Source organism: Streptomyces sp. C1-1 (assembly GCF_050214755.1).
Taxonomy (GTDB): domain Bacteria; phylum Actinomycetota; class Actinomycetes; order Streptomycetales; family Streptomycetaceae; genus Streptomyces.
This window is the reverse complement of the sequence record NZ_CP189826.1, coordinates 1,135,257-1,161,962: the sequence shown is the minus strand read 5'-3', so window position 1 is coordinate 1,161,962 and position 26,706 is coordinate 1,135,257. Positions and strand designations below refer to the sequence as shown.

Sequence of the window (26,706 nt, the reverse complement as noted above, 5' to 3'; positions counted from 1 at the left end):
TCTTGACCTCGGACGAGCGTGCGACCTAACGTTCCGGCTTTACAGCGGTTTGAAACGATTCAATCCATCGACTCCAGGGGCACACCCATGCACGAACTCGTCTCGCGCGGCGGGATGTCACGCCGCACGGTCCTCGCCACCGGAGTGGCCGTGGGGGCGGTGGCCGCCCTCGGCACCGTGCCGCCCGCCGCGGCCGCACTGCCCGCCGGTGACGAACAGGGGCCGGCCGCCGACTGGTTCGCCCGCCCCGCGCGGTCCGTGCGCCCCCGGTTCCGCTGGTGGTGGCCGGACGGCCTCGTCGAGCCGGACGAGGTCGCTCGCGAGATCGACCAGATCGCCGACGCCGGCTTCGGCGGCGTGGAGATCGCCGGTGTGCACCACAGCATCAAGGACAAGTCGGTACTCGACACCGCGCACCACGGGTGGGGCAGCCGACCGTGGCTCGACGGTGTGGAGGCGGCGCTGCGCCGGGCCGCGAGACGCGGCCTCACCGTCGATCTCACCCTGGGCCCGAGCTGGCCCGTGGCCGTCCCCGGTGTCGACCCCGACGACGAGGCCGCCGCGCAGGAACTCGCCTACGGGCGGCTGTCGTTGGCGGCCGGAGCGACCTACCGGGGACCGGTCCCGCCGCCCGCGCACGCTCCCGCCTCCGGTGTCACGCGTCAGCGGCTCCTCGCCGTGCAGGCCGCCCGGGTCGCACCGGCGTACTCCACCCGCAAGGAGACCGGCCTCGACCTGTCGACGGTCCGCGACCTCACCGGGACCGTCGCCGACGACGTGCTGACCTGGACCGCGCCCGCCGACGGCGACTGGGTCCTGATCTCCTACTGGCAGCGCGGCTCGGGCCGGCAGCCCGAGTCCGGCCCGCACACCTTCCCCGCCGCCTGTGTCGTCGACCACTTCAGCCCGGCCGGCACCGCCGCCGTCACCGGCCACTGGGACGGCATGCTGACGCGTGACCTGCGGCTGCTGCTGAAGGCCGCGGGCGGTTCCTTCTTCGAGGACTCGGTGGAGCTGGAGACCGACGGGCTGACCTGGACCCCGCGCCTGCCCGACGCCTTCGAGGAGCACACCGGGCGAGAGCTGCTGCCGTATCTCCCGGCGCTCGTCCTGGACAAGGGCAACCAGGTCTTCGCCTTCGAGGCCCAGCTCACCCGGCAGATCAGACACGACTTCTGGGAGACCGTCTCCGGCCTTTTCAACCGCCACCACCTGCGCGCCCTGCGGGACTGGGCGCACTCGCTGGACATGACGCTGCGGTCGCAGCCCTACGGCCTGCAGACCGACGCCATCGCGTCGGCGGCGCTCCTCGACATCCCCGAGGGGGAGTCCCTCGGCTTCAAGAACCTGGACGACTTCCGCTGCCTGGCCGGCGGCCGTGACATGGCCGGACGGACGGTGCTGTCCTGTGAGGCGGGCGCCTACAACGGCTCGGCGTACAGCACGACCTGGGACCGCTTCCTGCGCACCATGGGCGGCGCGTACGCGGCCGGCGTCAACCAGACCGTCGTCCACGGCTTCTCGTACGCCACCGCCCCACAGGTGAGCTGGCCCGGCTTCGCGGCCTTCAGCCCCTACAACGGCGCACCCGGCTACGGCGAGTCGTGGGGCCCCCGGCAGCCCACCTGGAACCACGTCGAGGACATCTCCGGCTACCTCGGCCGCGTGCACCGCGTACTGCAGGCCGGCGCGGCCAGGGCGGACGTCGCCGTCTTCCGGCAGACCGGCTACACCGCCACCGGCATCGGCGCCTCCTGGTTCACCTCGACCGGCATCCCCCAGGGCTGGACCCACCAGTTCCTCAGCGGCCCCCTGCTGGACCTGCCCGGCGCCACCGTGTCCGACGGCCGCCTCGCCCCGGACGGCCCCGCCTACAAGGCGCTGTTCGTCGAGGGTGACTTCTTCTACGGCTCCGCGCCCACGCTCGCGCTCGCCGACGCCCGCAAGCTGCTCGGGCTCGCCCGGCAGGGGCTGCCCATGGTCCTGCTCGGCGTCTTCGACCAGGCCCTCACCCCCGGCGTACCCGCCGACGGCGAGACCGCCCGACTGCAAGGCGTCGTCGATGCGTTGCTGGCCCTGCCGCACGTCACCCGGATCACCGACAAGACCGCGGTCGGCGACGCCCTCGCCGGGCTCGGCATCAGCCCGGACGTCCGCTACGCCACCTCCTCCACCCTGCTCAACGCCCACCGGGCCACCGAGGAGGCGGACTTCTACTACCTCTGCAACGGCAAGCACGCCGAGACCGTCAAGCCCGCGGTGGCCGCCATCGACCACGACGTGACCCTGCGCAGCACCCGGGCGGGGAAGTCGGTGCCGTACCTCCTGGACGCGTGGACGGGCGAGGCCGTGCGGCTGGCCCGCTACACCGAGGACGGCGACGACGTCACCGTGCGGGTCACCCTCCAGCCGGGCGAGACGATGATCGTGGCCCTCGGGCGGCCCGGGCTGTTCGGCGACCGCAACGGCGACCGCCCGCACGCCCTCGCCTCCGACGCCGACACCGTGCTGTTCACCGAGCGCGGGCTGACCGTGCGGGCCGGCACCGCGGGCACGTACACCACACGGCTGTCCCGGGGGCGCACGGTCACCACCAGGCTCCCCGCCGTTCCCGACCCGATCGTCCCGAACCGGTGGCGGCTCGACGTGGACGACTGGACCCCGGGCTCCACCCCGACCCGCACCGAACACGTCCGCCGCACAGTGACCCTGGACGCCCTCGCGCCCTGGTCGCGGATACCCGAGCTGGCCGACTCAGCCGGCATCGGCCGCTACCGCACCACGATCGCCCTGCCGGAGCGGTGGAGTTCCTCCTACGGCGCCGTGCTCGAACTCGGCCAGGTCAGCGACACCTGCCGGGTGACCGTGAACGGCACGCGGGTGCCCCCGGTCGACCGGCTGCACCCCGTCGTCGACGTCGGCCGCCACCTCCGCGGCGGGGACAACATCATCGAGGTCGAGGTCGCGACCCCGCTGATCAACCGCCTGCGGGTCGCACAGCCCGCGGTGTTCGGCACGACGGCCCGTCAGGATCACGGTCTGGTCGGCCCCGTGCGGCTGGTGCCCTACGCGCAGGAGGTCGTGGCCTGACGGTGTCCGGGGCGCACCCCTCCTCCAGCGCGCCCCGGCGCCGTGCCCCTGGACGGTGATGGCGAGTTCGGCGGCCGTGAACGCCGCGTAGGCCGGATTGACGTCGTTCTCGCCGCGCGGCCGTAGGGGCGGGCGCCACCCCCAGGGCCGCGGCCGGCGCCCACAGCGCCGGCAGGACGATGACGCGGCGTGCGCATCTGAGCAATAAGGGTGCGGTGGCCTGCATGTGGGGGGCCTCCGTTCGACGAAGGCTTCGACTCCGTATCCCTGGCGGAGCCGCGCCATGGCGGCATAGGAGCGCTCCCCTTGCCAGACAACAGCCGTCCCGTTAGGCACTGTTGACACCGCCGTCCAGTTCTCTAGCGTGGATGCCCGCACAGCCTGTCGCACAACGTCCGATATTTCGAGCGGGGTTGAGGATGGGACGCCTTCGCCCCGCGTCTTCGGCATGCGGAGGTCCCCGTGAATCCACCCCTCGGCAGACGGCCCTTCCTCGCGGCGGCCGGGACGGCCACCGCCGCCGCCCTGACCATGACGACCAGTGCCATGTCACATGCCGCACCCCTCGGCCCGGCTGCCGCAGGGCGCGCCGCCGCCCGTGTGCTGCCCTTCCCGCTCACCGCGGTCACGCTCCTCGACGGCCCCTTCCGCGACAACCAGCGCCGCAACACCGCCTATCTGCGCTTCGTCGACATCGACCGACTGCTCCACACCTTCCGCCGCAACGTCGGGCTGCCCAGCGCAGCCCAGCCGTGCGGCGGCTGGGAGGCGCCCACGGTCGAACTGCGCGGCCACTCCACCGGCCACCTGCTCTCCGGACTGGCCCTCACCTACGCCGCCACCGGCGACACCGCGCTGCGCGACAAGGGCCGCCGACTCGTCGCGGCGCTCGCCGAGTGCCAGGCCGCCTCGCCGGCCGCGGGATTCGGCAAGGGCTATCTCTCCGCCTTCCCCGAGAGCTTCTTCGACCGCCTCGAAGCGGGCACGGGGGTGTGGGCGCCGTACTACACCCTGCACAAGATCATGGCCGGGCTCGTCGACCAGTATCGGCTCACCGGCGACCAGCAGGCCCTCGACGTGGTCCTGCGCAAGGGCGCCTGGGTGGACGCGCGGACGGCGAAACTGTCGTACGAGCAGATGCAGCGCGTGCTGGAGACCGAGTTCGGCGGTATGAACGACGTGCTGGCCGACCTGCACGCCCTCACCGGTGAGGCCAGGTGGCTGGAGGTCGCCGAACGCTTCACCCACGCCCGCGTCTTCGACCCGCTGGCGCGGAACGAGGACGCCCTCGCCGGGCTGCACGCCAACACCCAGATCCCCAAGATGGTCGGTGCCGTACGGCTGTGGGAGGAGGGGCTGGCGGACCGGTACCGCACGGTCGGCGAGAACTTCTGGAAGATCGTCACCGATCACCACACCTACGTCATCGGCGGCAACAGCAACGGCGAAGCGTTCCACGAACCGGACGTCATCGCGGGCCAGTTGTCCAACGGCACCTGCGAGAACTGCAACAGCTACAACATGCTCAAGCTGACCCGGCTGCTGCACCTGCACGCCCCGGACCGCACCGACCTGCTCGACTACTACGAACGCACCCTGTTCAACCAGATGCTGGGCGAGCAGGACCCCGACTCCGAGCACGGCTTCAACATCTACTACACCGGTCTCGCCCCCGGCTCCTTCAAGCAGCAGCCGTCCTTCATGGGCACCGATCCCGACGCCTACTCCACCGACTACGACAACTTCTCCTGCGACCACGGCACCGGCATGGAGACCCAGGCCAAGTTCGCCGACACGATCTACACCCACGACGAACGGCGCCTGCTGGTCAACCTGTTCATCCCCTCGGAGGTGCACTGGCGCGAGAAGGGGATCACCTGGCGGCAGAGCACCCGGCTGCCCGACCGGAGCGCGACCGTGCTGACCGTCACCGCCGGACAGGCCGAGCACGAGTTGCGGGTACGCGTCCCCGAATGGGCCGACGGCGCCCGCGTCAAGCTCAACGGCCTCACGCTGCCCACCCGTCCGCGGGCGGGCGGCCGCCTGGTCCTGGACCGGGCCTGGCGCACCGGCGACCGCGTCGAGATCACCCTGCCGATGCGGACGAGGGTCGAGGCGACCCCCGACGACCCGGACGTCAAGGCCGTACTGCACGGTCCCGTCGTCCTCGCGGGCGCCTACGGGGACCGGGCGAACCCGTGGATGGCACGTCTGGACACCTCGACCGTGCGGCAGACCTCCGCCGACCCCCTGCGTTTCACCGCCCGCGCGGACGACGAGACCGTCACCCTGCTGCCCGTCGCCCGCGTCCACCACCAGCACTACGACGTGTACTGGCTCACCGGCGAACCGCCCTCCCCGCCCCCGGAGTTCGCGGCCTGGCACCGCTTCGACGAGACGACCGGCACCACCGCGTCCGACGCCACCGGCAACGGCAAGGCCGCGACGCTCACGGGCCACGCCGCCTGGACGCAGGGCCATCTCGGGGGAGCGGTCTCCCTCGACGGCACCGACGCCCATGTGGCCCTCGCCGAGGACCTGCTGGCCGGGGCGTCCGCCCACTCGGTGGCCACCCGGGTGCGACTGGACGGCCAACCGGCCTACTGGACAAGGATCTTCGACTTCGGCACCGGCGTCACCGCGAACATGTTCCTCACCCCGCGCAGCGACTCCGGAACCCTGCGGTACGCGATCACCGCGGGCGGCGGCGGCGCCGAACAGCGCATCGACGCCGACCCGTTGCCCACCGACCGCTGGGTGCACGTCGCGGTCGCCTACGGCGCCGGCACGGCCGTCCTGTACGTCGACGGCCGCGAGGCCGGCCGGAACACGCGGATCACCGTGGAGCCGCGGTACTTCGGCAACCACATCCGCGCCGCGTACATCGGCAGGTCACAGTACGACGACCCCTACCTGAAGGCCGCGGTCGACGACTTCCGCGTGTACGGCAGGACGCTGACCGCGGCCGAGGTCGCGGAACTCGCGCAGACCTGACCGGCTCCCCGCCCGTCAGCGGGGCAGCTTGGCCCGCAGACCACCGGCCACGGCCGCAGGACGGGCGGTGGCGCGGGCGGTACGCCGCACCAGGTGCGCCTCCCGGCGCACGCCCCGGGCGGCGTGCCGCCCGCGCCACAGCAGGGACGGGGCGCCTGCGGTGTCGTCGGCGGCGATCAGCAGACCGCCCAGCATGGACAGGTTCTTCAGGAAGTGGATGCGCTGCCGGGCCCGGTCGGCGGGATCCTCGGCCTCCCAGAAGCGGTGGCCCGCCAGCGTCGTGGGCACCAGCGTGGCCGCGATGGCCAGCGAGGACAGCCGGGGCAGTCGGCCCAGCCCCAGCAGGACGCCGCCCACCACCTGGACGGCACCGCTCAGCCGTACGACCTGGTCGGTGCGGTCCGGCAGTGCCGACACGCGCTCCGTCACCGGCCGCACCACGGGCTCGGCGGCCGGCGCCACCTCCTCGGGGGCCCGCAGGCTGTTCAGACCGCCCGCCACGAACATCGAGGCGAGCAGGGGACGGCCGGTCATGCGCAAGAGACTCATGGCGCTCTCCAGACGTGTCGATGCGGACGGCACCACCCGGGTTCCCGGTCCGGACCGCCGCAATCGACACCTCGGATCACCAGCGGGATCGAACGTCTTCTGAGAGGTTTCTATGAATTCCTGAGGCGATTGAACACTCGGGCGCCACCGTCCGTATGGGGCGAGGGATTTCCATGCCGACCGCCGGAAGCAGTAGGAGAACACTCGTGGGACGCAACTCGCGCAGACGCCCGACAGGCCCACGCCGGGCCACCTTCGCGGCCATGGCCCTGATGCTGGGCGGCGGCGGACTGATCGCGGCCAACGTCTACGCCTCGGCGACGGAGGACGGCGGGGCACAGCAGGGCTCGACGTTCAGTGCCACGGGCGGCACGATCGACTGCCCCGACGTGGGCAACAAGCTGACCGAGGTCCCGGACAAGGCCAGGCCGGACGTCGACAAGGACCTGGCCGCGCTGGACCAGCAGATAGCCCAGGCCTACCAGCAACTGCAGGCGGCGACACCGCAGCAGCGCCAGGACAGCGGCTACACCGACGAGAAGGTCATGAAGCCGCTGGAGGAGCAGCGGGGGCAGACCCTCGACAGCATCGGCGCCGCGATGGACCAGGCGGGCGGGAAGTCCGACGGGCTCGACTCCATGGCCGACTGCTCGATGCGCACCTGGAACGGCCAGAACGGCGGCCAGAACGCGGGCGACTCGCAGAACAACGGCCAGAACAACGGTCAGAACAACGGGAGTTCCCCGAGCGGCCAGCCGCAGGGGGGCCAGCAGAACGGCAACGGCGGCCAGGCCGGCAACGGGCCGGGCGCAGCGGACTTCCAGGACATCAACACCGTCCAGCCCAACTCCCCGGCTCCGGACCTGAGTTCCTTCGTCTCCAAGGGCACCTTCACCACCAGCTGCGGGGTCAACGCCAACGGCCTGCGCAACTCGGACAACGTGATCGTCGCCCCCGGCGTCAGCAACGGCGCCCACCACTTCCACGACTACATCGGCAACCAGTCCAACACCGCCTTCGCCAGCGACGACGACCTGGCGAACGCCGACACCAGCTGCGAGAACAAGGGCGACAAGTCCACGTACTACTGGCCCGTGCTGCGCCTGCAGAACGGCACCCAGGAGAAGGACGCGGACAAGCCGGGCGGCGGCACCGAGGGCAACGCCGGCCAGATCGTCACGCCCAAGCAGGTCACCATGACCTTCATCGGCAGCGCGCGCAGCAAGGTCGCGGAGATGCCCCGCCTGCTGCGCATCATCACCGGCGACGCAAAGGCCTTCGTCAACGGTCCGGCCAACGCCAACGCCGCCTGGAGCTGCACCGGCTTCGAGGACCGGCAGCTGAAGGACAAGTACCCGCTGTGCCCGCAGGGCAGCGACGTGGTGCGCACCTTCCGCTTCCAGAGCTGCTGGGACGGTCGCAACATCGACAGCGCCAACCACCGCACCCACGTGGCCTTCGCCGACGCCTCGGGCGCCTGCCCCAACGGTTTCGAGGCCATTCCGCAGCTCGTCCAGCGCATCGTCTACGACGTCAAGGCGCCGAGCCTGCAGGACGGCGGCCGGACGACCCCGCTGTTCGCGGTGGACTCCTTCCCCGAGAACCTGCACAAGCCGGTGACCGACCACGGCGACTTCATCAACGTCTTCGACGCGAACCTGATGAAGGAGATGGTCTCCTGCATCAACGACGGCCGGAACTGCGGCGCCGGCACCGGCGAGGACCCGGGTGGTTCGGGCGGCTCCGGTGACAACGGTGGATCGGGTGGTTCGGGCGGTTCCGGTGACAACGGTGGTTCGGGCGGTTCCGGTGACAACGGTGGTTCGGGCGGCTCCGGTGACAACGGCGGCTCCGGTGGGGGAGCGACCCAGTCGCCGTCCGCGCAGCCGACGGACCAGCCCGGCGACCAGCCGTCCGCCACTCCCTCGCAGGAGCCGACCGCGCAGCCCACGCAGGACCCCGGCACGGGGAACGACGGCAAGGGCAGTGACGGCAAGGGCGACGACGGCAAGGGGGCGGGCGGCAACGGCGGTTCGGGCAACGGCGACCAGGGCGGCTCCGGTGACGGGGCGTCGCAGCCCACGACCGCCGCGCCGCAGACCGGACAGCCGGCCGGCGACGAGCCGAGCGTGTCCAGCACGTCCCTGCCCAAGGTCTACGGGAAGTCCTCGGCCTCCAAAAACGCCTCGGCCGCCCCGGCGAACAGCGCCCCGGCGGACAACGGCGGCGGCTCCGGCGGCGGTTCCGCGCAGTCCCAGGCCTCCGGCGGGAACGACGCGCAGGCCGCGGGACAGACCGAACCCCAGGCGGTCCAGGGGAATCTCGCCGAGACCGGCACGAGCCTGTGGCCCGCCGCGGCCGGTACCGTCCTGCTGGTCGCGGGCCTGATCGTGCTGGCCCGCTCCAAGCGCACCTTCCTGCGGCAACGGTGAGGACGCGCAAGCGCGGGTGAGACGTCCGCGCTTGCGCGGGTGAGGCGCGAGAGGGCAGGGTGCGCAATGTGCCCACCCTGCTGATCGTGCATCACACGCCCTCGCCGAACTGCCAGGCCATGCTGGAGGCCGTCGTCTCCGGTGCCACCGCGCCGGAGATCGAGGGAGTCGACGTGGTACGGCGGCCCGCGCTGTCCGCCTCCGTCGCGGACGTGCTGGCCGCCGACGCGTGTCTGCTCGGGACCCCGGCCAACATCGGGTACATGTCCGGAGCCCTCAAGCACTTCTTCGACCAGATCTACTACCCGTGCCTGGACGCCACCCGGGGCAGGCCCTACGGCTACTACGTGCACGGCGGCAGCGACGTCACCGGCGCCGTCCGCGCCATCGACACCATCACCACCGGGCTCGGCTGGCGCCGCGCCGCGAACCCCGTGACCGTGACCGGCGAGCCCGGCAAGGCCGACATCGAGGCCTGCTGGGAACTGGGGGCGACACTCGCGGCCGGACTCATGGGCTGACCCTGGGCTTCGAAGGCCGGACACGGACCGAACCCGGGCCGGACTCCGCTGCCCTGCGCAGCATTTGAGACAGCCTCTCCGCGAAAAAGGTATGGACTATTAAGGCCCGTCCTGCTTTTCGCTGGCCGACCGAGTGCGACGGCTCTTCGCGAGGCGTGCGAACGAGCCACCCGCTGAAAACCACCCTCCCGTGCGGTTGATTCTTCAATCGTGACGCTGCCATACTCCGGCTTCCGGCCGGGATCTCTCTGATCTCCCGCCCGTGAATCCGGAAAGCGGCAGTTCCGGATTCACCGATCCCCCACAATGTCCGCACGGGAAGCGATTCCAGCATGCCTCTTCCGTCTCCGTCCCTGCCTCTGTGAGCTGGAGTTCATACCTTTCGATGGAATTGCATGCGCGGCCCGAAGCAGCGAAGAAGGTGCTCTGGTGTCAAGGAACCATGAAGGTTTGGAACCGCCTCCGCGAATTTCCACCGCGACCGCCCACGAACCGCAACAGCAGGCGATATCCGGCAATCCAGAGTTTCAGGCCCTGAAGCGCGCGCAGCGCCGCTCCGGCGCGGCAATGACGGTCATCGGCGTGGGCGGCTTTCTGCTGTATGTGCTGCTGTCGAGTTTCACGCCCGGCCTCATGAACAGTTCCCTCAGCGGCCATCTGACCCTCGGACTCGCCCTCGGTCTGGGGCAGTTCGTCCTGATGGCCGTCATCGCACGGCGTTACGTCGTCCATATGCGCACGCGCGTCGACCCGGTCGCCCGCGGCTTCCGTACCCAGCTCCACCGGCCGACCGCCGAGGGCCCGGGCCGCGCTGCGCAGCACCCGTCCGTGCCCCGCCGACCCACCGAGGGGTACCGCACATGGTGACGACCGCCGCCGGCGTCGTGGACCGGTTCAGTCTGCAACTGACGTTCCTGATCTTCCTGTCCGTGGTCGTCGTCACCCTGTTCACCGCGCTGCTGCTGGCCCCGCAGCGCGACGAGATCAGCGAGTTCTACCTCGGCAACCGGGAGATGACCCCGCTGCGCAACGGACTGGCCATGTGCGGCGACTACATCTCCGCCGCCACCCTCCTGGGCAGCACCGGCCTGGTCGCCCTGACCGGCTACGACGGCCTCCTCTACCTGTGCGGTACCGCCGTCGCCTGGATGACGGTCCTGCTGCTGATCGCCGAACCCCTGCACAACGCGGGCAGGTTCACCCTCGGCGACACTCTGGCGCTGCGCCTGTCGCAGGGACAGCGGTCGGTCCGCCTCGCCCTGTCCCTGTGCACCCTGGCCGTCACCACCCTCTATCTCGTGGCACAACTGGTCGGCAGTGTCGCCCTGTTGACCCAGTTCACCGGCGAACCCAGCGCGACCACACGCACCCTGTGCGTCGTGGTGATCGGCACCATCGTGATCGTGTACGCCGCGATCGGCGGCATGCCCGGAGCGACGTTCATCCAGATCGTGAAGGCCGTCATGCTCATCTCCGGGATCGCGGTGACGGCGGTGATGGTGCTGCACCACTTCCACTGGAACCTCGACGCTCTGCTCGGCTCGGCCGCCGACCACAGCGGCCTCGGCACCCGCTACCTGGAACCCGGCCTGCGCTACGGCGCCAGCACCGCCAGCAAGCTGGACTTCTTCAGCCTGCAGCTCGCCATCGTGTTCGGCCTGGCCGCCCTCCCGCACGTCATGATGCGGCTGCTCGCCCCGCGCACCACCCGCGTCCTGCGGTCCTCGGTGGTCTGGGCGATGGGTCTCGTGGGCTTCGTCTGCCTCGCGGCCGGCATCCTCGGCCTGGGGGCCACGGCCGTCGTGGGCCGCGGGACCATCGAACAGACCGACCACAAGGGCGACTCGGCCGTACTGCTTCTCGCCCACCAGCTCGGCGGTGGCGTCCTGACGGCCCTGCTGTCCTGCCTGGCCTTCGTCACCCTCCTCGCCGTCGCCTCCGGGCTCACCCTCGCCGCGGCCTCCTCCCTCGCCCACGACCTCTGGGGCGAGGTCATCCGCAAGGGCAGGGCGGAGCAGACCGAGGAGCTCGTCGTCGCCCGCCTCGCCGCCGTCGTCATCGGCGTCCTCGGCATGCTGCTGGCCCTGGTGTCCTGGGGCGCCAACACGGCCACGCTGGCCTTCCTCGCCTTCGCCATCGCCGCGTCCGCCATCCTGCCCACCCTCGTCTACACCCTGTTCTGGCGGCGCTTCAACGCGACCGGCGCCCTGCTCAGCCTCTGCGGCGGCCTGCTGTGCTCGGTGCTCCTCGTCGTCTTCTCACCGGTCGTCTCCTCCACCCCGGCCTCCTTCTACCCGGACGCCGACTTCGCCTGGTTCCCACTGCAGAACCCGGGCATCGTCTCGATCCCGGCCGGCTTCGTCCTCGGCTGGCTCGGCACCGTCATGGCGCGCCACGAAGAACCGGACACCTACGACGAGTTCCAGGTGAAGGCTCTGGTCGGCGCCGAGTAGCGGGCCCATGCGCGCGTGCTCCGCACCGGACCGCGGTGCGGGGCACGGGCTGTCCGAGGCGTCCCTTAAGCTCCTCGCCATGAACGACGGGGAGAGCGGCAGACGGATCGTCGACGACCGCTTCGAGTTGCTGACCAGGCTCGGTGGCGGCGGCATGGGCACGGTCTGGCGCGCCCGCGACCTGCTGCTGCATCGCGCCGTGGCCGTCAAGGAGGTCCGCCCCGCGGACCCGGACCTCGCCGAGTACGACCCGGACAGCGCGCGCATGCTCCGCGAGCGGGTGCTGCGCGAGGCCCGGGCCCTGGCGAGGGTCCAGCACCCGAACGTCGTGACGATCCACCACATCGTCGACGGCGGACCGGGCACCTATCCGTGGATCGTCATGGAGCTCGTCGAGGGCGGCTCGCTCGCCGACCGGCTGGCCCGCGGGCCCATGGCACCCGCCGAGGCCGCCCGCATCGGCCGCGGTGTGCTCGACGCCCTGCGCGCCGCGCACGCCGCGGGCGTCCAGCACCGTGACGTCAAGCCCGCCAACGTGCTGCTGCGCACCGACGGCCGCCCCGTACTCACGGACTTCGGGATCGCCGCGGTCCGCGAGGCCACCGCGCTGACCGCCACCGGCTCGATCATCGGCACCCCCGACTACATGGCACCGGAACGGGTGACGGGCGGTGACGGCGGCCCCGCGGCGGACCTGTGGTCGCTGGCGATGATGCTGTACGTGGCCGTCGAGGGCCACCACCCGCTGCGGCGCGGAACGACCCTCGCCACGCTGGCCGCCGTACTCCACGAGGAGGTACCGCCGCCCAAGCAGGCCGGGTCGCTGACGGACGTACTCGAACGCGTGCTGGTGCGGGATCCCGCGGCGCGGCCGGGCGCGGAGGCGATCGACGCCCTGCTCGCCTCGGCGGCACAGGACGTCGACGGTCCCGGCACGACCTCCTACCCGCTCGCGCCTCCGCGACCGCCGTCGACGCCGCTGTCGTCCGAGACCGTCGTGGCCCGCCCCGGGCGCACCCGCCGTGCCGTGATCGCCTCCGCCGCGGCAGGCGCCGTGCTGGTGGGCGGGGTGACCTGGCTGGCCCTGTCCGGCGGCGACAAGGGCGACAGCCCCTCGGGGGCAGCGGGACCGAGCCGGCATGCGACGGTGCGACAGAGCCCGACGCCCACGAAGCCGTCGGCATCGCCGGCACCCGGCGCGACGTCGAAGCTCGCCACCGGCATGCTCACGCCGACCGCCATCCGCAAGGCGCTGAAGGCCATCGAGGACGAGACGGGCAGGAACACCTTCGGCGATTTCAGCGTCTACCCCACGTACGTGTCAGCGAAGGCGATGGTCCCCGGCAGCCGGACACGTTACGACACCTACACCTATCGTCCGGCGAGCGGAGTGGAGAAGGGCATCATCAAGGGAACCCTGACGAGCGGCGACACCCCGGTGAGCCTGAAGAACTACAACTGGGACGCCGTGCCCGGCCTGCTCGCCGTCGCCGAGAAGAAACTGCATGTCGACAAGCCGACACTTACCTACCTGTTGACGCAGATCCCGAGAAGCATCTTCGACGAGCCCGCCTCGATCCGGGTCTACCTCACCAACGACTACGGCGAGACCGGCTACCTCGAAGCCACTCCGCAGGGAAAGGTCACGAAGCTGTACCCGGCCGACGCGTGACGGCCGGGGGGGGGGTGTCGTTCGGCCGGATGCAGCAGCACCGCAGGGCGCTGGTCCGGGCCGACGGCAAGGCTGGGCCTGCACCGCAGTCCCACCCTCGCCTGGAGTGCCCATGCCCCGCCGCTTCGCCGCCCGTTCCCGACTACTGATCTCCGGCTGCGTCGCGCTCTGCGTCACGGCCCTCGGCCCGGCCGCGACCGGTACCGCCGCGACCCCCGTCCCGCACCACGACGACCTGTTGCGCCAGGCCGAGCAGCTCGTGCACGAGCCCGGCGGACCGCCCGGCGTCATCGCCGTGCTGCGTTGGGACCGGCGCACCCGCGTCGTCCGGGCGGGTGTCGCCGACCTGGCCACCGGCCGCCGCCCGGCTCCTCACGACCACATGCGCATCGCCAGCACGGCGAAGGCCTTCAGCGGCGCGGTGGCGCTGTCCCTGGTCGACCGGCGCGCCCTGCGGCTGGACGACACCATCGGGAAGCGACTTCCCCAACTCCCGCGTGCCTGGGCAGCAGTGACTTTGCGTCAGCTCCTCGCCCACACCAGCGGTCTGCCGGACTACACCACCTCGCCCAGGTTCCGCAGCATCCTCGCGGCCGACCCGCACCACCAGTTCGACTCCCGGCGCCTGCTCGACTTCGTCGCCGACCGGCCCCTGGAGTTCCCCCCGGGAAGCCGCTACCAGTACTCCAACTCCGACAACATCGCCGTCGCCCTCATGGCGGAGGCCGTCACCGGCACCCCGTACGAACAGCTCCTGCGTGAGCTCGTCAACCGTCCCCTGCACCTGCGCGACACGAGCCTGCCCCAGGGCTACCGCATCCCGGAGCCCTACCTGCACGGCTACGACGTCAGCCCGCCCGCGCCCCCGCAGGACGTCAGCGAACTCCTCGGCGCCTCGGGCTCCTGGGCGTCGGGAGGCATCATCTCCACCCCCGCCGACATGACCCGCTTCATCCGCGGCTACGCGGGCGGGCACCTGTACGGCCCGGACGTCGTACGGCAGCAAAGGCACTGGATCGCCGGCGCCTCCGAGCCCGCCGGTCCCGGGAGCAACTCCGCGGGCCTGGCCCTGTTCCGCTACACCACCCGGTGCGGTGTCGTCCTCGGCCACACCGGCAACTTCCCCGGCTACACCCAGCTCATCGCCGCGACCCCGGACGGCAGCCGCTCCCTGACCTTCTCCGTCACCACCCAGATCAACGAGGCCCTGAAGCCGGACCTGTTGCGGCGGCTGCGCGCCGTTCAGGAGAACTTCGTCTGCGCGCTGCTCGGTCCGTCCGGTCACTGACCCGCTCTCGCTGCGTGCCGCCCCGACGAGGGAAGATGGGGCGGCAAGCAGTTTGGACAACCGATGTGGAGGAGCGGGCACATGCAGCACGAGCGAGCGGGCCGTCCGGCCGGCCCCGAGGACCTCGTCGACGTCGCCCGGCTGGTCACCGCGTACTACGCGCTGCACCCGGACCCGGCCGACCCGGGGCAGCGGGTCGCGTTCGGCACGTCAGGACACCGCGGATCGTCCCTGACGACCGCGTTCAACGAGGACCACATCGCCGCCACCAGCCAGGCGATCTGCGAGTACCGCGCCGGGCAGGGCACCGACGGGCCGCTCTTTCTCGGCGCCGACACCCACGCCCTGTCCGAGCCCGCCCGCGTCACCGCGCTGGAGGTGTTCGCGGCCAACGGGGTCACCGTGCTCATCGACAGCGCCGACGGCTACACGCCCACCCCCGCCGTGTCGCACGCCATCCTCACCCACAACCGCGGCCGCTCCTCCGGCCTCGCCGACGGCGTGGTGGTCACCCCCTCGCACAACCCGCCCGCCGACGGCGGCTTCAAGTACAACCCGCCCAGCGGCGGACCGGCCGGCTCGGACGCCACCTCCTGGATCCAGGACCGCGCCAACGAGATCATCACCGGCGGTCTGAAGGACGTGCGGCGCATCCCGTACACCCGGGCGCTCGCGGCCGAGACCACCCGCCGCCACGACTACCTCGGTGCCTACGTCGCCGACCTGCCGAACGTGCTCGACCTGGACGCCGTCCGCTCGGCCGGCATCCGCATCGGCGCCGACCCGCTCGGCGGGGCGTCCGTCGCCTACTGGGGCCGCATCGCCGAGCAGCACCGCCTCGACCTGACCGTGGTCAACCCGCTCGCCGACCCCACCTGGCGGTTCATGACGCTGGACTGGGACGGCAAGATCCGCATGGACTGCTCCTCGCCCTACGCGATGGCCTCGCTCATCGAGCAGCGCGACCGCTTCCAGATCGCGACCGGTAACGACGCCGACGCCGACCGGCACGGCATCGTCACCCCCGACGCCGGCCTGATGAACCCCAACCACTACCTCGCCGTCGCGATCTCCTACCTCTACAGCCACCGCGAGCAGTGGCCCGCGCAGGCGGGGATCGGCAAGACCCTGGTGTCGTCCGGCATGATCGACCGGGTAGCCGCGGACCTGGGACGGCGGCTCGTCGAGGTGCCCGTCGGGTTCAAGTGGTTCGTGGACGGGCTGGTCGACGGCTCCATCGGCTTCGGCGGGGAGGAGTCGGCGGGCGCGTCCTTCCTGCGCCGGGACGGCTCGGTGTGGACCACGGACAAGGACGGCATCATCCTGGCGCTGCTCGCCTCCGAGATCACCGCGGTCACCGGGAAGACGCCGTCGCAGCACTACGCCGCCATGACGGACCGCTTCGGCGAACCCGCCTACGCGCGCATCGACGCCCCGGCGACCCGGGAGGAGAAGGCGCTGCTGGGCAAGCTCTCCCCTGCGCAGGTCACCGCCGACACCCTCGCCGGGGAGGCGGTCACCGGGGTGCTCACCGAGGCGCCCGGCAACGGCGCGTCCATCGGCGGCATCAAGGTGACCACCGAGAACGCGTGGTTCGCGGCCCGTCCCTCCGGCACGGAGGACGTGTACAAGATCTACGCCGAGTCCTTCCGCGGGCCCGAGCACCTCGCGCAGGTGCAGGACGAGGCGAAGGACGTGGTCATGGCGGCGCTGGGCGGCTGACGCGGCCGGTTCGTGCCCGGGGCGGGCCGACGGAAGGCCGTCGGTCCGCCCTCGCTTGTCGCTATCATCCTCTTAAATGTGAATTCGGGGTTTTTGCCTTGAAGGGGTCACGGCCCACGGCCCCGCCGGAGTGATCGATGTCCACCATGCGCGACGCGGAGGACGGCGACGAGCTGCTCGCCCGACTCGGTTCGCTGACCGCCCAGGCGCGCGAGCTCGCCGAGGTGCAGCGTTCCCGGGTCGAGCTGGCCATCGCCCTCCAGCGCGGCATGCTGCCCCGGGACCTGCCGATCGCCCGCGGTTTCCACCTGGCCGTGCGCTACGCCCCCGCTTACCACGGGCTCAACGTGGGCGGCGACTGGTACGACGTCTTCACCCTGCCCGACGGGCACATCGGCCTGTCCATCGGGGACGTCCAGGGCCACAACATCGAGGCGGCCGCCTTCATGGGCCAGGTCCGGGTCGGCCTGCGTGCCCTCGCCTCCGTGACCAGCGAGCCCGGAGAGCTGCTGTCCCGGACCAACGACCTGCTGCTGACCCTCGGTACCGACCTCTTCGCCACCTGCACCTTCATGCGGCTCGACCCGTCCACCGGGGTCCTGGAGAGCGCGCGGGCCGGGCACATCCCGCACATCTGGGCCACCGCGGACGGCCGGTCCGGTGTCGCCGACGGCGAGGGGGGCCCGCCGCTGGGCATCGTGTCGGGCGTCGACTTCCCGGTCACCCGGTCGCGGCTCACCACCGGCGGCGTCTTCGTCCTGCTCACGGACGGCGTGGTCGAGGGACCGTCCCTGAGCGTGGACGACGGCCTCGACCAGGTGGTCCGCCTCGCCGGCATCGCCGCGGTCGCCGGCATGGAGGCGGGCGCACTCGCCGCCGCGGTGATGAAGGTCGCCGAGCGCGTGGGTCACGAGGACGACGCGGCGGTACTCGTGGTCGGACACGACGGCCTCGCCCCGGGTGCGTAGAACCCCGCGACCACGACGGGAGCCCGCGGCGCCCCGCCGACGGCCCGCCGGACCGTCCCTCGCCTCGCAGAGACGGGCCGGGCGGTGTGTGATGGCACATGTGGTGGGTACCGAGGATCTGCGCCGACCGGTCGGCTACGCCCTCCAGGTGACGGCCGTCGCCGCCTGCTACTTTGCTGCCGGACGGCTGGGGCTGATGCGGCAGCTGGTGGTGGACGGCGCCGTGGTGACCCCCGTCTGGCCGCCCACCGGCGTCGCGGTCGCCTGTCTGCTGCTGTTCGGGATGCGCTCCTGGCCCGGCATCGCACTCGGCGCCCTGCTGGTCGTCATGTCGATCACCTCGATCCAGCCCACCGTCATCGGCACCCTGGTGGGCAACACCGCCGCCCCCGTGTGCGCCTACTACCTGCTGCGCCGGGTGGGCTTCCGCACGGACCTCGCCCGGCTGCGGGACGGCTTCGCCCTGGTGTTCCTCGGGGCGCTGACCGCCATGCTGGTCAGCGCAACGGCCGGCGCCGGACTCCTGGTCCTCACCGGCAAGCTCGCCGCCGGCGGCTTCTGGCTCGTCTGGTCGACCTGGTACGCCGGCGACGCCATGGGCGTCCTGATCGTCACCCCGGTCCTGCTCGTACTGTGGCGGGTGCACCGGCTCCCGCGCACGCCCCGCTGGAGGGAGGCCGTGGGCCTGGCCCTCATCGCCGGCGGCCTCATCCCCTTCGCCACCCGGAGCGACATCAGCCTGCTGTTCCTCGTCTACCCCCTGGTGATCTGGGCCGCGCTGCGCTTCCAGCTCGCCGGCAGCATGCTGTGCGCCGCCCTGGCCTCCGTCATGGCCACGGTCGCCGCCACGGACCAGGTCGGGCCCTTCGCCCGGATGACCCGCATCGAAGTGATGATCAAGCTCCAGGCCTTCAACGGCGCGATGGCCCTGACCGCCCTCCTGCTGTCGGCGGTGATCACCGAACAGCTCAACACCAGACGCTCGGTGGAACAGGCCTGCAGGGAGCTGGTCGAGGTCCTGGAACACCTCACCGCCGGTGAGTCCCTCCAGGGCCGGTCGCCGCTGGACGCGGGCGACCAGGGCTCACGCGAGGAGAAGGATCAGTCCCACAGCGGATAGACCACGGTCCGCGGGAAGGAGCGCGGCCGGTCGGTGTTGTAGACGAGCGTCATCCGCGTGTAGTGCCGCAGCCGCGGGTGCTTCTTCCAGGGCTGCGCGTGATCCAGCCGTACGACCACGGAGTAGGCGTGGAACCGGCCGGCCGCGCAGTACGGCTTGCAGTCGTTGACCCAGTTCACGCCCTGAGCCCGCGCCGAGTCCCGGCCCCACATCGTCCAACGCAGCGACGCCAGGCGGCTGTTGCCGTCCCCGCAGGCGAGCATGAAGTTCGCCGGGCGGACCCGGGCGTGCCAGAAGCAGTCGACGAGCACGGGACCGGTCGGCGGCCGTGCGGCCCGCGCGGCGGGTGCCGACGCGGGCCGGGCCGCCGAGGGAGGCGCCGCTGCCGCCGCGGTGAGCGACGCGGCGAAACAGAGTGCGACCGCCGTACTGATTACCTGTCCGCGCATGACCGCTCCCGAGCGCGAGCCACCATCGTCCGTCCCCGCTTCGACGCTACGGCCGGGCGCACGGATCCACCACTCGGGCGGAGCAACGCGCCGGCGACGGTTTCCCGCCGGACGTCAGACACGGCCGCTCGTCGACACCGGCGGGGGGCTCGTGGACACCGGCGGGGGAGAGGTGTCGGCCTGCCGCAGTTCGGCCAGGAGCTCGTTCTGCCCGGCCAGCAGCTCGGTCAGGATCCGGCGGGCCGCGCGCAGCAGTTCGGCGACGTCACCGCCGGCGAGGGCGTAGGTGACGGTGGAGCCCTCCCGGATGGACACCACGATCCCGGACCGGCGCAGCACGGCCAGCTGCTGCGAGAGGCTGGACGGTTCGATCTCGATGTCGGCCAGCAGGTCCCGCACGGGGACCGGACCGTGCTGGAGCAGCTCCAGGACCCGGATGCGCACGGGATGCCCGAGCATGCGGAAGAAATCCGCCTTGGCCTGGTAGAGGGGGACCTGCATCGTGCTCTCTCCCTGCCGGGTCGGGTGCGGTTGCCATGGAGCGGCGGCCCCGAGGGCGCCGCCGCGGCTGCCCTTCGGAACCGATCCTGGCCGCCCGGGGCCGTGCGCAGGCACGAATTGGGATCATGCTGATGTGGTGAGTTGAAGAAGTCTTCACATCATGGGCGCACGACACCCGGACGCCGGGGGATCTTTAGACCTCGAGCTGTTCCTCGACGCGCTTGAGCTGGTGGCGGGCCATCGCCAGGTTGGAGCGCTCCTTGTCGAGTACGAGGTACAGGAACAGGCCGTTGCCGTTGCGGCCGGCGACCAGGCGGATCAGGTGGTACTGCCGGTCGAGTGTGATCAGGATGTCCTCGATCCCGCTCTTGAGCCCCAACTGCTCCATGGTGCGCACCTTGGCCCGGATCACATCCGTGTTGCCGGCCGCCGCGACCGTCAGGTCGAGGTCCTTGCTGCCGCCCAGTGTGCCCAGGGCCATTCCGCTGGTGTAGTCGACGACCGCGGCCCCCACCGATCCCTCGACCCCGGCCATCATTTCCTTCAGTGACACTTCCACGCCCGCCATGGCGCCCACCCCTTCGAATGCTTGTCGGCTGCGACGGACCGACGGCCCGCCCGGTCCTCGGAAGGTAGGCGCGGAGCCGGGGCGCGGGACGCGAGTCTCCGGGACTGACGGATGATGGACGGGAAACGACGCTGGGAGATCGTTCGGACAGCGGGAACTGGCGTACAGGGGTGACAAGTTGTCGTCCGGTGCGCGAGCCGGGGCCTCCGGCCGCCCGCGCCGGCCGATGCCGAGGTCGTGGGTTCAATCACCTCAAAAGGGGCACGCGTCGTGTGCTGCGCCACGATCGCGGAGGTGATGAACGATGACCGAGTACGAACGCTCCCGGACGATGCCCGCCCTGCCGGAGCACGTCTTCGACCAGGCGGCCAACGTCGGCCAGCTGGACAGCTGGCTGCCCCGCGAGCTGCATGTGCGCCCCGACGACCTGCCGGCGGTCACCGTCCACGAGGACGGCGCCGACCACGACACGCCCGCGCTCCTGCGCCGGCGCCGCGACCAGATGCGCCTGGAGTGGGGCACCCGGGAGGACGGCGGCTACGCCGGCTGGCTCCAGGTCGCCGGCCTGGACACCGGCACCAGCGAGGTGACCGTGCACCTGTCCTTCCTCGAGGACGGCCACGACCCGGGCGAGGCGGCGGCGTGCGAGGCCCTCGACCACAGCCTGGAGCGGCTGGAGGAGCAGGTGCGTCTGCGGGTCGACAACGCCGCCGGGTGACGGCGGCCGGGCGCCCGGCCCCGGTCAGTCCGGCGGGTTCAGCTCGAACGTCGTGAGCACCGCCGCGTGGTCCGAGGGCCAGTCGTTGCCCGCGACGTCGGGCCAGGCGCGCGGGACGCCGGTGACGACCGTGCGCGAGTCGAGGACCCGCAGGCCGCGGCCGTTGTGCAGCACGTAGTCGATCCGGTCCTGCGGCTCGGGGAGCGAGGGGTCGTCCTCGTGCCGGGGGTGGACCGGCGACCAGGTGTGGCCCGGGTCGCGCGCCGGGTCCGGACGGGCCTCCCGGTAGGAGTCGCGCAGCCCCGCCTCCTCGGCCGCCCTGGTCACCGGCCAGGCCACGTCCGTCCGGTCCAGGTGGGAAGGGCAGTTGAAGTCGCCGGTCAGGACGACCGGCGTGGTCGTGCCGGCCGCCTCGGCGATCTGCCGCAGGGCCTGCCGCATCTGCGCGAGCCGCACGTCCTCGTGGGCGATCAGCTCGGCCGCCGGCAGCCCGTCGAAGGCGGCCTCGTAGGGCCCGTACGGTGTGTAGTGCAGGTGGGCCGTCCACACGTCCAGCTCCCGCGTGCCGCCGAGGCGGATGCGGGCTCCGGCCGCACCGTAGAAGCCGACGGCCGGGTCGCCGAGGCGGGCCGTGATCGGGTGGCGGCTGATGATGCCGAGGTTCTCGCCGGCCTGGTGGTGGTGCCAGCCCAGTGCCTCGGCGAGTTCCCGGGCCGCCGTACCGGCCGTCTCCTGCAGGCCCACCACGTCGGCCTCGGTGTCGAGGATGACCTTGAGCTGCTTGGCGCGGTGGTCGTCGACCTTCGTGCCGCCGTGCCAGAGGTTCCAGCTCAGTACGCGCAGCCGCGGCCGGACCAGGCCCCGCAGCCGCTCCGCGGTCACCTCCTCCAGGCTGGCCACGACCGTCCGCCCGGGCGCCGCCTCGATGGGGGCGAGCGACGGCACCGCGAGGACCGCGCAGCCGGCCGCCTCGGCGGAGCTGACGCCGGTGGGGGTGTCCTCGACGGCCACGCAGCGGGCCGGTTCGACACCGAGGGCGCGGCAGGCGGCGAGATAGGGGTCGGGGGCGGGCTTGGTGCTGACGGTGTCGTCGGCGGTGACCGACACCCGGAAGCGGTCGGCCCCCAGCACGGCCAGCACGCTGTCGGCGACCGACCGCGGGGAGGCGGTGACCAGGGCGGTGGGGACGCCGTCGCGGGCGAGGGCGTCCAGCAGGGCGAGGGCGCCGGGGCGCGGCACGATGCCGGTGCGGACGCGGTCGCCGAACTCGCGGTGCAGCCGGCCGGCGAGCCCCGGCGTGCCGGTGATCCGGCCCAGCCACTCGGCGGTGTGCTCGACGGGCCGGCCGAGCACCTCCGGCTGGTCGGCCTCGGTCAGCGGTCGGCCCAGGCCCGTGGCGACGTCCTGCACCGCGTCCCACCACAGCCGCTCGGTGTCGACGAGCGTGCCGTCCATGTCGAACAGGACGGCCTGGAGCGGGGGTCGGGTCACGGTCTCTTCTTTCGTGTGTGGGGGGATGTGCCGGGAGCCGGCGGCGGGTGTCCTCACGCCGTTCGTTCGGCGACCAGCACCGGCCGCTCGGGCAGCGACACCCGTACGGCGGCCCCGGCGCCCAGTGTTGCCGCCTCGTGCGTGGACAGGTCGGCCTTGACCTCGGTGCCGTCGGCGAGGCGCACGGTCAGCCGGGTGGAGGCGCCGAGGAAGGCGGTGGCGATCACCGTCGCCCCGCCGGTGGCGTCCGCTTCGACGCGTACGGCCTCGGGCCGCACCAGGACGTGGACCTCCGACGCCTGCGGCAGGGTCCCCTCGGCGGGCAGCCGCATCCCGAGGACCTCGACCGTCTCCCCGGCCAGGTGCCCCGGTATCCGGCTCATGGTGCCCACGAACTCGGCGACGAACGCCGTCGCGGGCCGTCCGTACAACTCGGCGGGCTCGGCGCACTGTTCGAGCCGGCCCGCGTGCATCACCGCGACCCGGTCGGCGATCGACAGGGCCTCCTCCTGGTCGTGCGTGACGAACAGCGTGGTGATGCCGAGTTCCTGCTGCAGCCGGCGGATCTCCTCGCGCAGCGTGAGGCGCACCTTGGCGTCCAGCGCGGACAGCGGCTCGTCCAGCAGCAGCACCCGGGGCCGCAGGGCGAGCGCCCGGGCGAGGGCGATGCGCTGCTGCTGGCCGCCGGAGAGCTGGTGCGGGAACCGGTCGCCCTTGTCGTCGAGACCGATCAGCTCCAGCAACTCGGCCGCGCGGGAGCGGCGTTCGGCGGCGCCCACCTTGCGCATGCGCAGCCCGAAGGCGACGTTGTCGAGCGCGTTCAGATGCGGGAAGAGGCTGTACGACTGGAAGACCATCCCGGCGTCACGGCGATGGGCGGGCACGTCGGTGACGTCCTTGCCGTCGACCAGCACCGCACCGGCGTCGGGGTGTTCGAACCCGGCGAGCATGCGCAGCGCGGTGGTCTTGCCGCACCCGGACGGGCCCAGCAGCGCCAGGAACTCCCCGGGGCGTACGGTCAGATCGAGCCCGTCCAGGGCCACTGTGGCCCCGAACTCTCGCCGCAGACCGCGGAATTCGACGGTGGCGGCCTTGTCGACGGCGGCCTTCTCAAGCGTGGTGGCGGTCATGGTTCATCCCCGGGACGAAGCGGTACGGGTGCGGCCGCCGACACCGGCGAGCGCGAGGAGCAGGGCCCATGTGACGAGCAGGCTGAGCACGGACACGGCGACGGACAGCTGGGCCTGCGAGCCGCCGACGCTGTAGATCCACACGGCGAACGGCTGGAAGCCCAGCAGCTGGGCCACGGTGAACTCGCCGAGGACCAGCGCGAGGGTCAGGAAGGCCGCGTTCAGCAGCGCCCCGCGCAGGTTGGGCAGCACGGTCCGCAGCAGGGCCTGCGGCCAGCTCGCGCCGCAGCTGCGGGCGGCCTCGACGAGGGTGCGCACGTCGATCGCGCGCAGTCCGGCGTCCAGCGCCCGGTGCACGAACGGCAGCGCCATCACGACGTACGCCATGACCAGCACGAACGGGAAGCTCGGGTTCTGGATCGCCACGAACGTCTCGAACAGCGGCGTCCGGGAGAGATAGTCGGGGCCCCACTTCAGAACGGTGGAGATCCCGGCGACGAAGGCGATCGGCGGTACCACCAGCGGCAGTTGGCAGATGACCTCGACCACCGGCCGCAGCCGGGGTGCGCCGAGCCGCAGGGCCACCATGGCGGGCACCATCAGCAGCAGCACGATCGCGATGGTCGCCACTGCCAGCTCCAGGGAGAGCAGCAGGCTGGAGACGAAGCCGTCGGCGGAGACGATCTGCGAGTAGGCGTCGAAGGTGACGCCCTGGCCGGGCACGTCCACGGTGAAGATCACGGACGAGGCCAGCGGCACCAGGAAGTACAGCGCGGCCAGGCCGAGGACGACCCACCGCCACGGGTTCAGGCGAGCCATCGCGCGCTCCGTCGTTGCAGGGGCAGGTACACGGCCATGACGAGGCCCGCGACCAGGACCATGTCGAGGCTGAGGGCGAGTGCCACGTTCTCCTGGCCGACCAGTACGTTGCCGGAGATGGCGTCGGCGATCTGCAGCGTCACCAGCGGCACCGAACTGCCCACCATGGCCGCGGCGGTGGCGTACGCGGCGAACGCGCTGCCGAACAGCAGCACGAACCCGCCCAGCAGCGACGGCAGCAGCACGGGCAGGGCGACGTGCAGCCAGTACTGCACGGTCGTGGCCCCGTTGTTCTGCGCCGCCTCCCGCCACTGCGCGCGCAGGCCCTCCAGGGCCGGCGTGATGGTGAGCACCATCAGCGGGATCAGGAAGTACAGGTAGACGATGACCAGGCCCCAGAAGCTGTAGAGGTCCCAGCCGGCCTTCGTCAGGCCCAGGTGCCGGGTCAGCACGCCGGCGTTGCCGAGCGTGGCGACGAAGGCGAAGGCCAGCGGGATGCCGCCGAAGTTGGCGAGCACGCCGGACGCGGTCAGCACGGCGTCGCGCAGTGCCCGGAAGCGGGAGGTGACCACGACCTGGGCGAGGGGCAGCCCGAGCACGGTGCCGATACCGGCGGAGACGGCCGACAGCTTGACGCTGCCGAGCAGCGCGGTCAGATAGGCGCCGTGCAGGGAGGTGGTCAGGTTCTGGCCGCTGTACGAACTGGCGCCGGTGGCCTGGTCCTTGACGCTGAAGGCGCCGTTGAGCATGGCGATCGCCGGCACCCCGAAGGCGATCGCGGTGAACACGAGCAGCGGGACGACGGCCAGCCAGCCGGGGGCACGGCGCCGCCGTTTCACCGAGGTGACCGGCGGCGCCACGTCCACGCCCGTGAGGGTCGCCGTCATCCGCTGACGGCCTTCGCCCAGCCCTGCGCGATGACCGTCTTGGCCTTGCTCTGCTGGGCCTCGGACGGGAAGGACGGCGTACCGGAGACCTCCGGCAGCTTGGCCGCGGCCTCCTTGTCGAGGGTGCCGGCCTTGTCCATGGCCGTCATCAGCGCCGGGCGGGCGTAGCCCTTGAGCCACAGGTTCTGGCCGTCGGCGCTGTAGAGGTACTCCTGCCACAGACGGGCGGCCGCCGGGTGCGGGGCGTCCTTGTTGACGGCCTGGGAGTAGTACTGGGAGAACTGGCCGTCGGTCGGCACGGCCACCTTCCAGTCGACGCCCTTGGACTTGAACTCGTCCGCGTAGCCGGCGTTGAGGTAGTCCCAGTCGATGCTGATCGGCGTCTCGCCCTTCTCGACGGTCGCCGGAGTGGACTCCACGGGCGTGTAGTTGCCGTTCTTCTTCAGCTTGGCGAAGAAGTCCAGGCCGGGCTGGACGTCGTCGAAGGAGCCGCCGTTCGCGAGCGCGGCCGCGTACACACCGCCGAAGGCCGAACCGGACTTGGTCGGGTTGCCGTTGAGGGCGACCTGGCCCTTGTACTGCGGCTTGAGCAGGTCCGCGAAGGTGGTGGGGCAGGCCTTGACGCGCTTGGCGTCGCAGCCGATGGAGATGTAGCCGCCGTAGTCGTTGTACCAGCGGGCCTGCGGGTCCTTCTGCCCGGCCGGGATGTCGGCGTAGGCGGCCACCTTGTACGGCGCGAGCAGGCCCTGCTGGGCGGCGCTGAGGGCGAAGGAGGAGCCGAGGTCGAGGACGTCCGGGGCGCGGTCCTGGCCCTTGCGGGAGGTCACGGCGTTGATCTCGTCCTGGCTGGAGCCGTCGGGGTTCTCCACCTGGATCTTGATGCCGTACTTCTTCTGGAAGCCGTCGATGAGGGCGCCGTAGTTGGCCCAGTCGCGGGGCAGCGCGATGGCGTGCAGCGTGCCCTCCTTCTTCGCCGCGGCCACCAGCTTGGACATGCCGCCGAAGTCGGCGGCGGAGGTGGCGGTGGCGGCGCTCTTGCCGTCGGCGGTGGTCGACGCGTTGTCGGGGGCCGCGCCGCAGGCGCTCAGGGCGAGCGCGGCGACGACGGCGAGGGAGCAGGCCAGAGCGGCTGTTCTCGGCTGGGACACGGGGACTCCAGAAGGGGGCGCAGGGGACGCACGAAGACTGAGAACTTGTCTGAACAAGTTGGCCTCAGTAATGCTGCCTGTGGTGACGCCTTCGTAAACAGTGGCGAAATTGTGACCTCCCATTCCCTGCACAGTTCGGGGAAAGCGCGATCGATCGTCGGCCTCGTTTAGGGTGGTCACGCTGTG

At 71.6% G+C, this 26,706-nt stretch carries 21 protein-coding genes; 12 read left to right on the top strand and 9 right to left on the bottom strand.

Translation table 11 applies throughout. From position 1 onward, the window contains the following. Positions 1-87 precede the first annotated feature (87 nt). Together ACQF4J_RS05265 and ACQF4J_RS05260 are read left to right on the top strand one after the other, a co-directional pair. Positions 88-3,090 (top strand): glycosyl hydrolase, encoded by a 3,003-nt coding sequence (locus ACQF4J_RS05265; RefSeq protein ID WP_427164775.1) that lies wholly within the window; start codon positions 88-90, stop codon positions 3,088-3,090. A gap of 462 nt (positions 3,091-3,552) precedes the next feature. Continuing rightward, the gene (locus tag ACQF4J_RS05260) at positions 3,553-6,084 is read left to right on the top strand and encodes a beta-L-arabinofuranosidase domain-containing protein (protein ID WP_427164774.1); all 2,532 of its coding nucleotides are present in this window, start codon (positions 3,553-3,555) and stop codon (positions 6,082-6,084) included. 15 nt (positions 6,085-6,099) lie between these two features. Here ACQF4J_RS05260 and ACQF4J_RS05255 read toward each other — a convergent pair whose 3' ends face one another. Then, on the bottom strand, positions 6,100-6,633 hold the full coding sequence (locus ACQF4J_RS05255) for a DoxX family membrane protein (protein WP_351563909.1): 534 nt from the start codon (positions 6,631-6,633) through the stop codon (positions 6,100-6,102). 206 nt (positions 6,634-6,839) lie between these two features. Here ACQF4J_RS05255 and ACQF4J_RS05250 point away from each other — a divergent pair, with 206 nt between their 5' ends. The 9 genes from ACQF4J_RS05250 to ACQF4J_RS05210 all read left to right on the top strand — a co-directional run bounded on the left by ACQF4J_RS05250 (position 6,840) and on the right by ACQF4J_RS05210 (position 18,809). Next, complete coding sequence (locus ACQF4J_RS05250; RefSeq protein ID WP_427164773.1) at positions 6,840-9,065, top strand: DUF1996 domain-containing protein; 2,226 nt, start codon at positions 6,840-6,842, stop codon at positions 9,063-9,065. Positions 9,066-9,133: 68 nt separating this feature from the next. Continuing rightward, positions 9,134-9,586 carry a flavodoxin family protein gene (locus tag ACQF4J_RS05245; protein ID WP_351563907.1) on the top strand — a complete coding sequence of 151 codons (453 nt, stop codon included), beginning with the start codon at positions 9,134-9,136 and terminating at the stop codon, positions 9,584-9,586. A gap of 306 nt (positions 9,587-9,892) precedes the next feature. Further along, complete coding sequence (locus ACQF4J_RS05240) at positions 9,893-10,453, top strand: DUF485 domain-containing protein (protein ID WP_351563905.1); 561 nt, start codon at positions 9,893-9,895, stop codon at positions 10,451-10,453. Continuing rightward, the gene (locus tag ACQF4J_RS05235) at positions 10,447-12,039 is read left to right on the top strand and encodes a solute symporter family protein (protein WP_427164772.1); all 1,593 of its coding nucleotides are present in this window, start codon (positions 10,447-10,449) and stop codon (positions 12,037-12,039) included. Before ACQF4J_RS05240 ends, ACQF4J_RS05235 begins: the two co-directional genes overlap by 7 nt. Positions 12,040-12,118: 79 nt before the next feature. Further along, positions 12,119-13,711, top strand: coding sequence for a serine/threonine-protein kinase (locus ACQF4J_RS05230; RefSeq protein WP_427164770.1), 1,593 nt, complete (start codon positions 12,119-12,121; stop codon positions 13,709-13,711). A gap of 112 nt (positions 13,712-13,823) precedes the next feature. Then, positions 13,824-14,999, top strand: coding sequence for a serine hydrolase domain-containing protein (locus tag ACQF4J_RS05225; protein WP_351563899.1), 1,176 nt, complete (start codon positions 13,824-13,826; stop codon positions 14,997-14,999). Between the two features lie 81 nt (positions 15,000-15,080). Next, positions 15,081-16,721 (top strand): phosphoglucomutase (alpha-D-glucose-1,6-bisphosphate-dependent), encoded by a 1,641-nt coding sequence (pgm, locus tag ACQF4J_RS05220; RefSeq protein WP_351563897.1) that lies wholly within the window; start codon positions 15,081-15,083, stop codon positions 16,719-16,721. A 137-nt stretch (positions 16,722-16,858) separates the two neighbouring features. After that, the gene (locus ACQF4J_RS05215; protein WP_351563895.1) at positions 16,859-17,689 is read left to right on the top strand and encodes a PP2C family protein-serine/threonine phosphatase; all 831 of its coding nucleotides are present in this window, start codon (positions 16,859-16,861) and stop codon (positions 17,687-17,689) included. A gap of 91 nt (positions 17,690-17,780) precedes the next feature. Then, positions 17,781-18,809 (top strand): MASE1 domain-containing protein, encoded by a 1,029-nt coding sequence (locus tag ACQF4J_RS05210; RefSeq protein ID WP_427164769.1) that lies wholly within the window; start codon positions 17,781-17,783, stop codon positions 18,807-18,809. On the opposite strand, the gene ACQF4J_RS05205 is transcribed toward ACQF4J_RS05210, so the two are convergent. The 3 genes from ACQF4J_RS05205 to ACQF4J_RS05195 form a co-directional block, all read right to left on the bottom strand. Beyond that, a complete protein-coding gene (locus tag ACQF4J_RS05205) occupies positions 18,791-19,258 on the bottom strand; it encodes a hypothetical protein (RefSeq protein ID WP_351563891.1) in 468 nt (155 codons plus the stop codon). The genes ACQF4J_RS05210 and ACQF4J_RS05205 overlap by 19 nt on opposite strands. A gap of 114 nt (positions 19,259-19,372) precedes the next feature. Further along, positions 19,373-19,759, bottom strand: a complete 387-nt coding sequence (locus ACQF4J_RS05200; protein WP_351563889.1) for an ArsR/SmtB family transcription factor — start codon at positions 19,757-19,759, stop codon at positions 19,373-19,375. A gap of 193 nt (positions 19,760-19,952) precedes the next feature. Then, complete coding sequence (locus ACQF4J_RS05195) at positions 19,953-20,327, bottom strand: hypothetical protein (RefSeq protein ID WP_142145747.1); 375 nt, start codon at positions 20,325-20,327, stop codon at positions 19,953-19,955. Between the two features lie 304 nt (positions 20,328-20,631). Here ACQF4J_RS05195 and ACQF4J_RS05190 point away from each other — a divergent pair, with 304 nt between their 5' ends. Continuing rightward, on the top strand, positions 20,632-21,045 hold the full coding sequence (locus ACQF4J_RS05190; protein WP_427164768.1) for an SRPBCC family protein: 414 nt from the start codon (positions 20,632-20,634) through the stop codon (positions 21,043-21,045). 24 nt (positions 21,046-21,069) lie between these two features. Here the strand turns inward: ACQF4J_RS05190 and ACQF4J_RS05185 are convergent, their stop codons facing one another. From ACQF4J_RS05185 to ACQF4J_RS05165, 5 genes are read right to left on the bottom strand one after another with little or no spacing between them, the layout of a single operon-like run. Beyond that, positions 21,070-22,536 (bottom strand): HAD-IA family hydrolase, encoded by a 1,467-nt coding sequence (locus ACQF4J_RS05185; RefSeq protein ID WP_351803729.1) that lies wholly within the window; start codon positions 22,534-22,536, stop codon positions 21,070-21,072. 53 nt (positions 22,537-22,589) lie between these two features. Then, entirely contained in the window at positions 22,590-23,666 is a 1,077-nt protein-coding gene (locus ACQF4J_RS05180) for an ABC transporter ATP-binding protein (protein WP_427164767.1), read from the bottom strand. Positions 23,667-23,669: 3 nt separating this feature from the next. After that, a complete protein-coding gene (locus tag ACQF4J_RS05175) occupies positions 23,670-24,485 on the bottom strand; it encodes an ABC transporter permease (protein WP_351563882.1) in 816 nt (271 codons plus the stop codon). Beyond that, a complete protein-coding gene (locus ACQF4J_RS05170; protein WP_351563880.1) occupies positions 24,473-25,372 on the bottom strand; it encodes an ABC transporter permease in 900 nt (299 codons plus the stop codon). Before ACQF4J_RS05170 ends, ACQF4J_RS05175 begins: the two co-directional genes overlap by 13 nt. Beyond that, positions 25,369-26,520 carry an ABC transporter substrate-binding protein gene (locus tag ACQF4J_RS05165; RefSeq protein ID WP_351563878.1) on the bottom strand — a complete coding sequence of 384 codons (1,152 nt, stop codon included), beginning with the start codon at positions 26,518-26,520 and terminating at the stop codon, positions 25,369-25,371. The genes ACQF4J_RS05170 and ACQF4J_RS05165 overlap by 4 nt, the downstream gene beginning before the upstream one ends. Positions 26,521-26,706 lie beyond the last annotated feature (186 nt).

What these genes read in the sequence shown, in the direction of transcription:
- ACQF4J_RS05265 (WP_427164775.1), top strand. Translation starts at nt 88, where the DNA reads ATGCACGAACTCGTCTCGCGCGGCGGGATGTCACGCCGCACGGTCCTC.
- pgm (WP_351563897.1), top strand. Translation starts at nt 15,081, where the DNA reads ATGCAGCACGAGCGAGCGGGCCGTCCGGCCGGCCCCGAGGACCTCGTC.
- ACQF4J_RS05240 (WP_351563905.1), top strand. Translation starts at nt 9,893, where the DNA reads ATGTCCGCACGGGAAGCGATTCCAGCATGCCTCTTCCGTCTCCGTCCC.
- ACQF4J_RS05215 (WP_351563895.1), top strand. Translation starts at nt 16,859, where the DNA reads ATGTCCACCATGCGCGACGCGGAGGACGGCGACGAGCTGCTCGCCCGA.
- ACQF4J_RS05255 (WP_351563909.1), bottom strand. Translation starts at nt 6,633, where the DNA reads ATGAGTCTCTTGCGCATGACCGGCCGTCCCCTGCTCGCCTCGATGTTC.
- ACQF4J_RS05170 (WP_351563880.1), bottom strand. Translation starts at nt 25,372, where the DNA reads ATGACGGCGACCCTCACGGGCGTGGACGTGGCGCCGCCGGTCACCTCG.
- ACQF4J_RS05210 (WP_427164769.1), top strand. Translation starts at nt 17,781, where the DNA reads ATGGCACATGTGGTGGGTACCGAGGATCTGCGCCGACCGGTCGGCTAC.
- ACQF4J_RS05195 (WP_142145747.1), bottom strand. Translation starts at nt 20,327, where the DNA reads ATGGCGGGCGTGGAAGTGTCACTGAAGGAAATGATGGCCGGGGTCGAG.
- ACQF4J_RS05225 (WP_351563899.1), top strand. Translation starts at nt 13,824, where the DNA reads ATGCCCCGCCGCTTCGCCGCCCGTTCCCGACTACTGATCTCCGGCTGC.
- ACQF4J_RS05230 (WP_427164770.1), top strand. Translation starts at nt 12,119, where the DNA reads ATGAACGACGGGGAGAGCGGCAGACGGATCGTCGACGACCGCTTCGAG.
- ACQF4J_RS05205 (WP_351563891.1), bottom strand. Translation starts at nt 19,258, where the DNA reads ATGCGCGGACAGGTAATCAGTACGGCGGTCGCACTCTGTTTCGCCGCG.
- ACQF4J_RS05180 (WP_427164767.1), bottom strand. Translation starts at nt 23,666, where the DNA reads ATGACCGCCACCACGCTTGAGAAGGCCGCCGTCGACAAGGCCGCCACC.
- ACQF4J_RS05200 (WP_351563889.1), bottom strand. Translation starts at nt 19,759, where the DNA reads ATGCAGGTCCCCCTCTACCAGGCCAAGGCGGATTTCTTCCGCATGCTC.
- ACQF4J_RS05190 (WP_427164768.1), top strand. Translation starts at nt 20,632, where the DNA reads ATGACCGAGTACGAACGCTCCCGGACGATGCCCGCCCTGCCGGAGCAC.
- ACQF4J_RS05175 (WP_351563882.1), bottom strand. Translation starts at nt 24,485, where the DNA reads ATGGCTCGCCTGAACCCGTGGCGGTGGGTCGTCCTCGGCCTGGCCGCG.
- ACQF4J_RS05235 (WP_427164772.1), top strand. Translation starts at nt 10,447, where the DNA reads ATGGTGACGACCGCCGCCGGCGTCGTGGACCGGTTCAGTCTGCAACTG.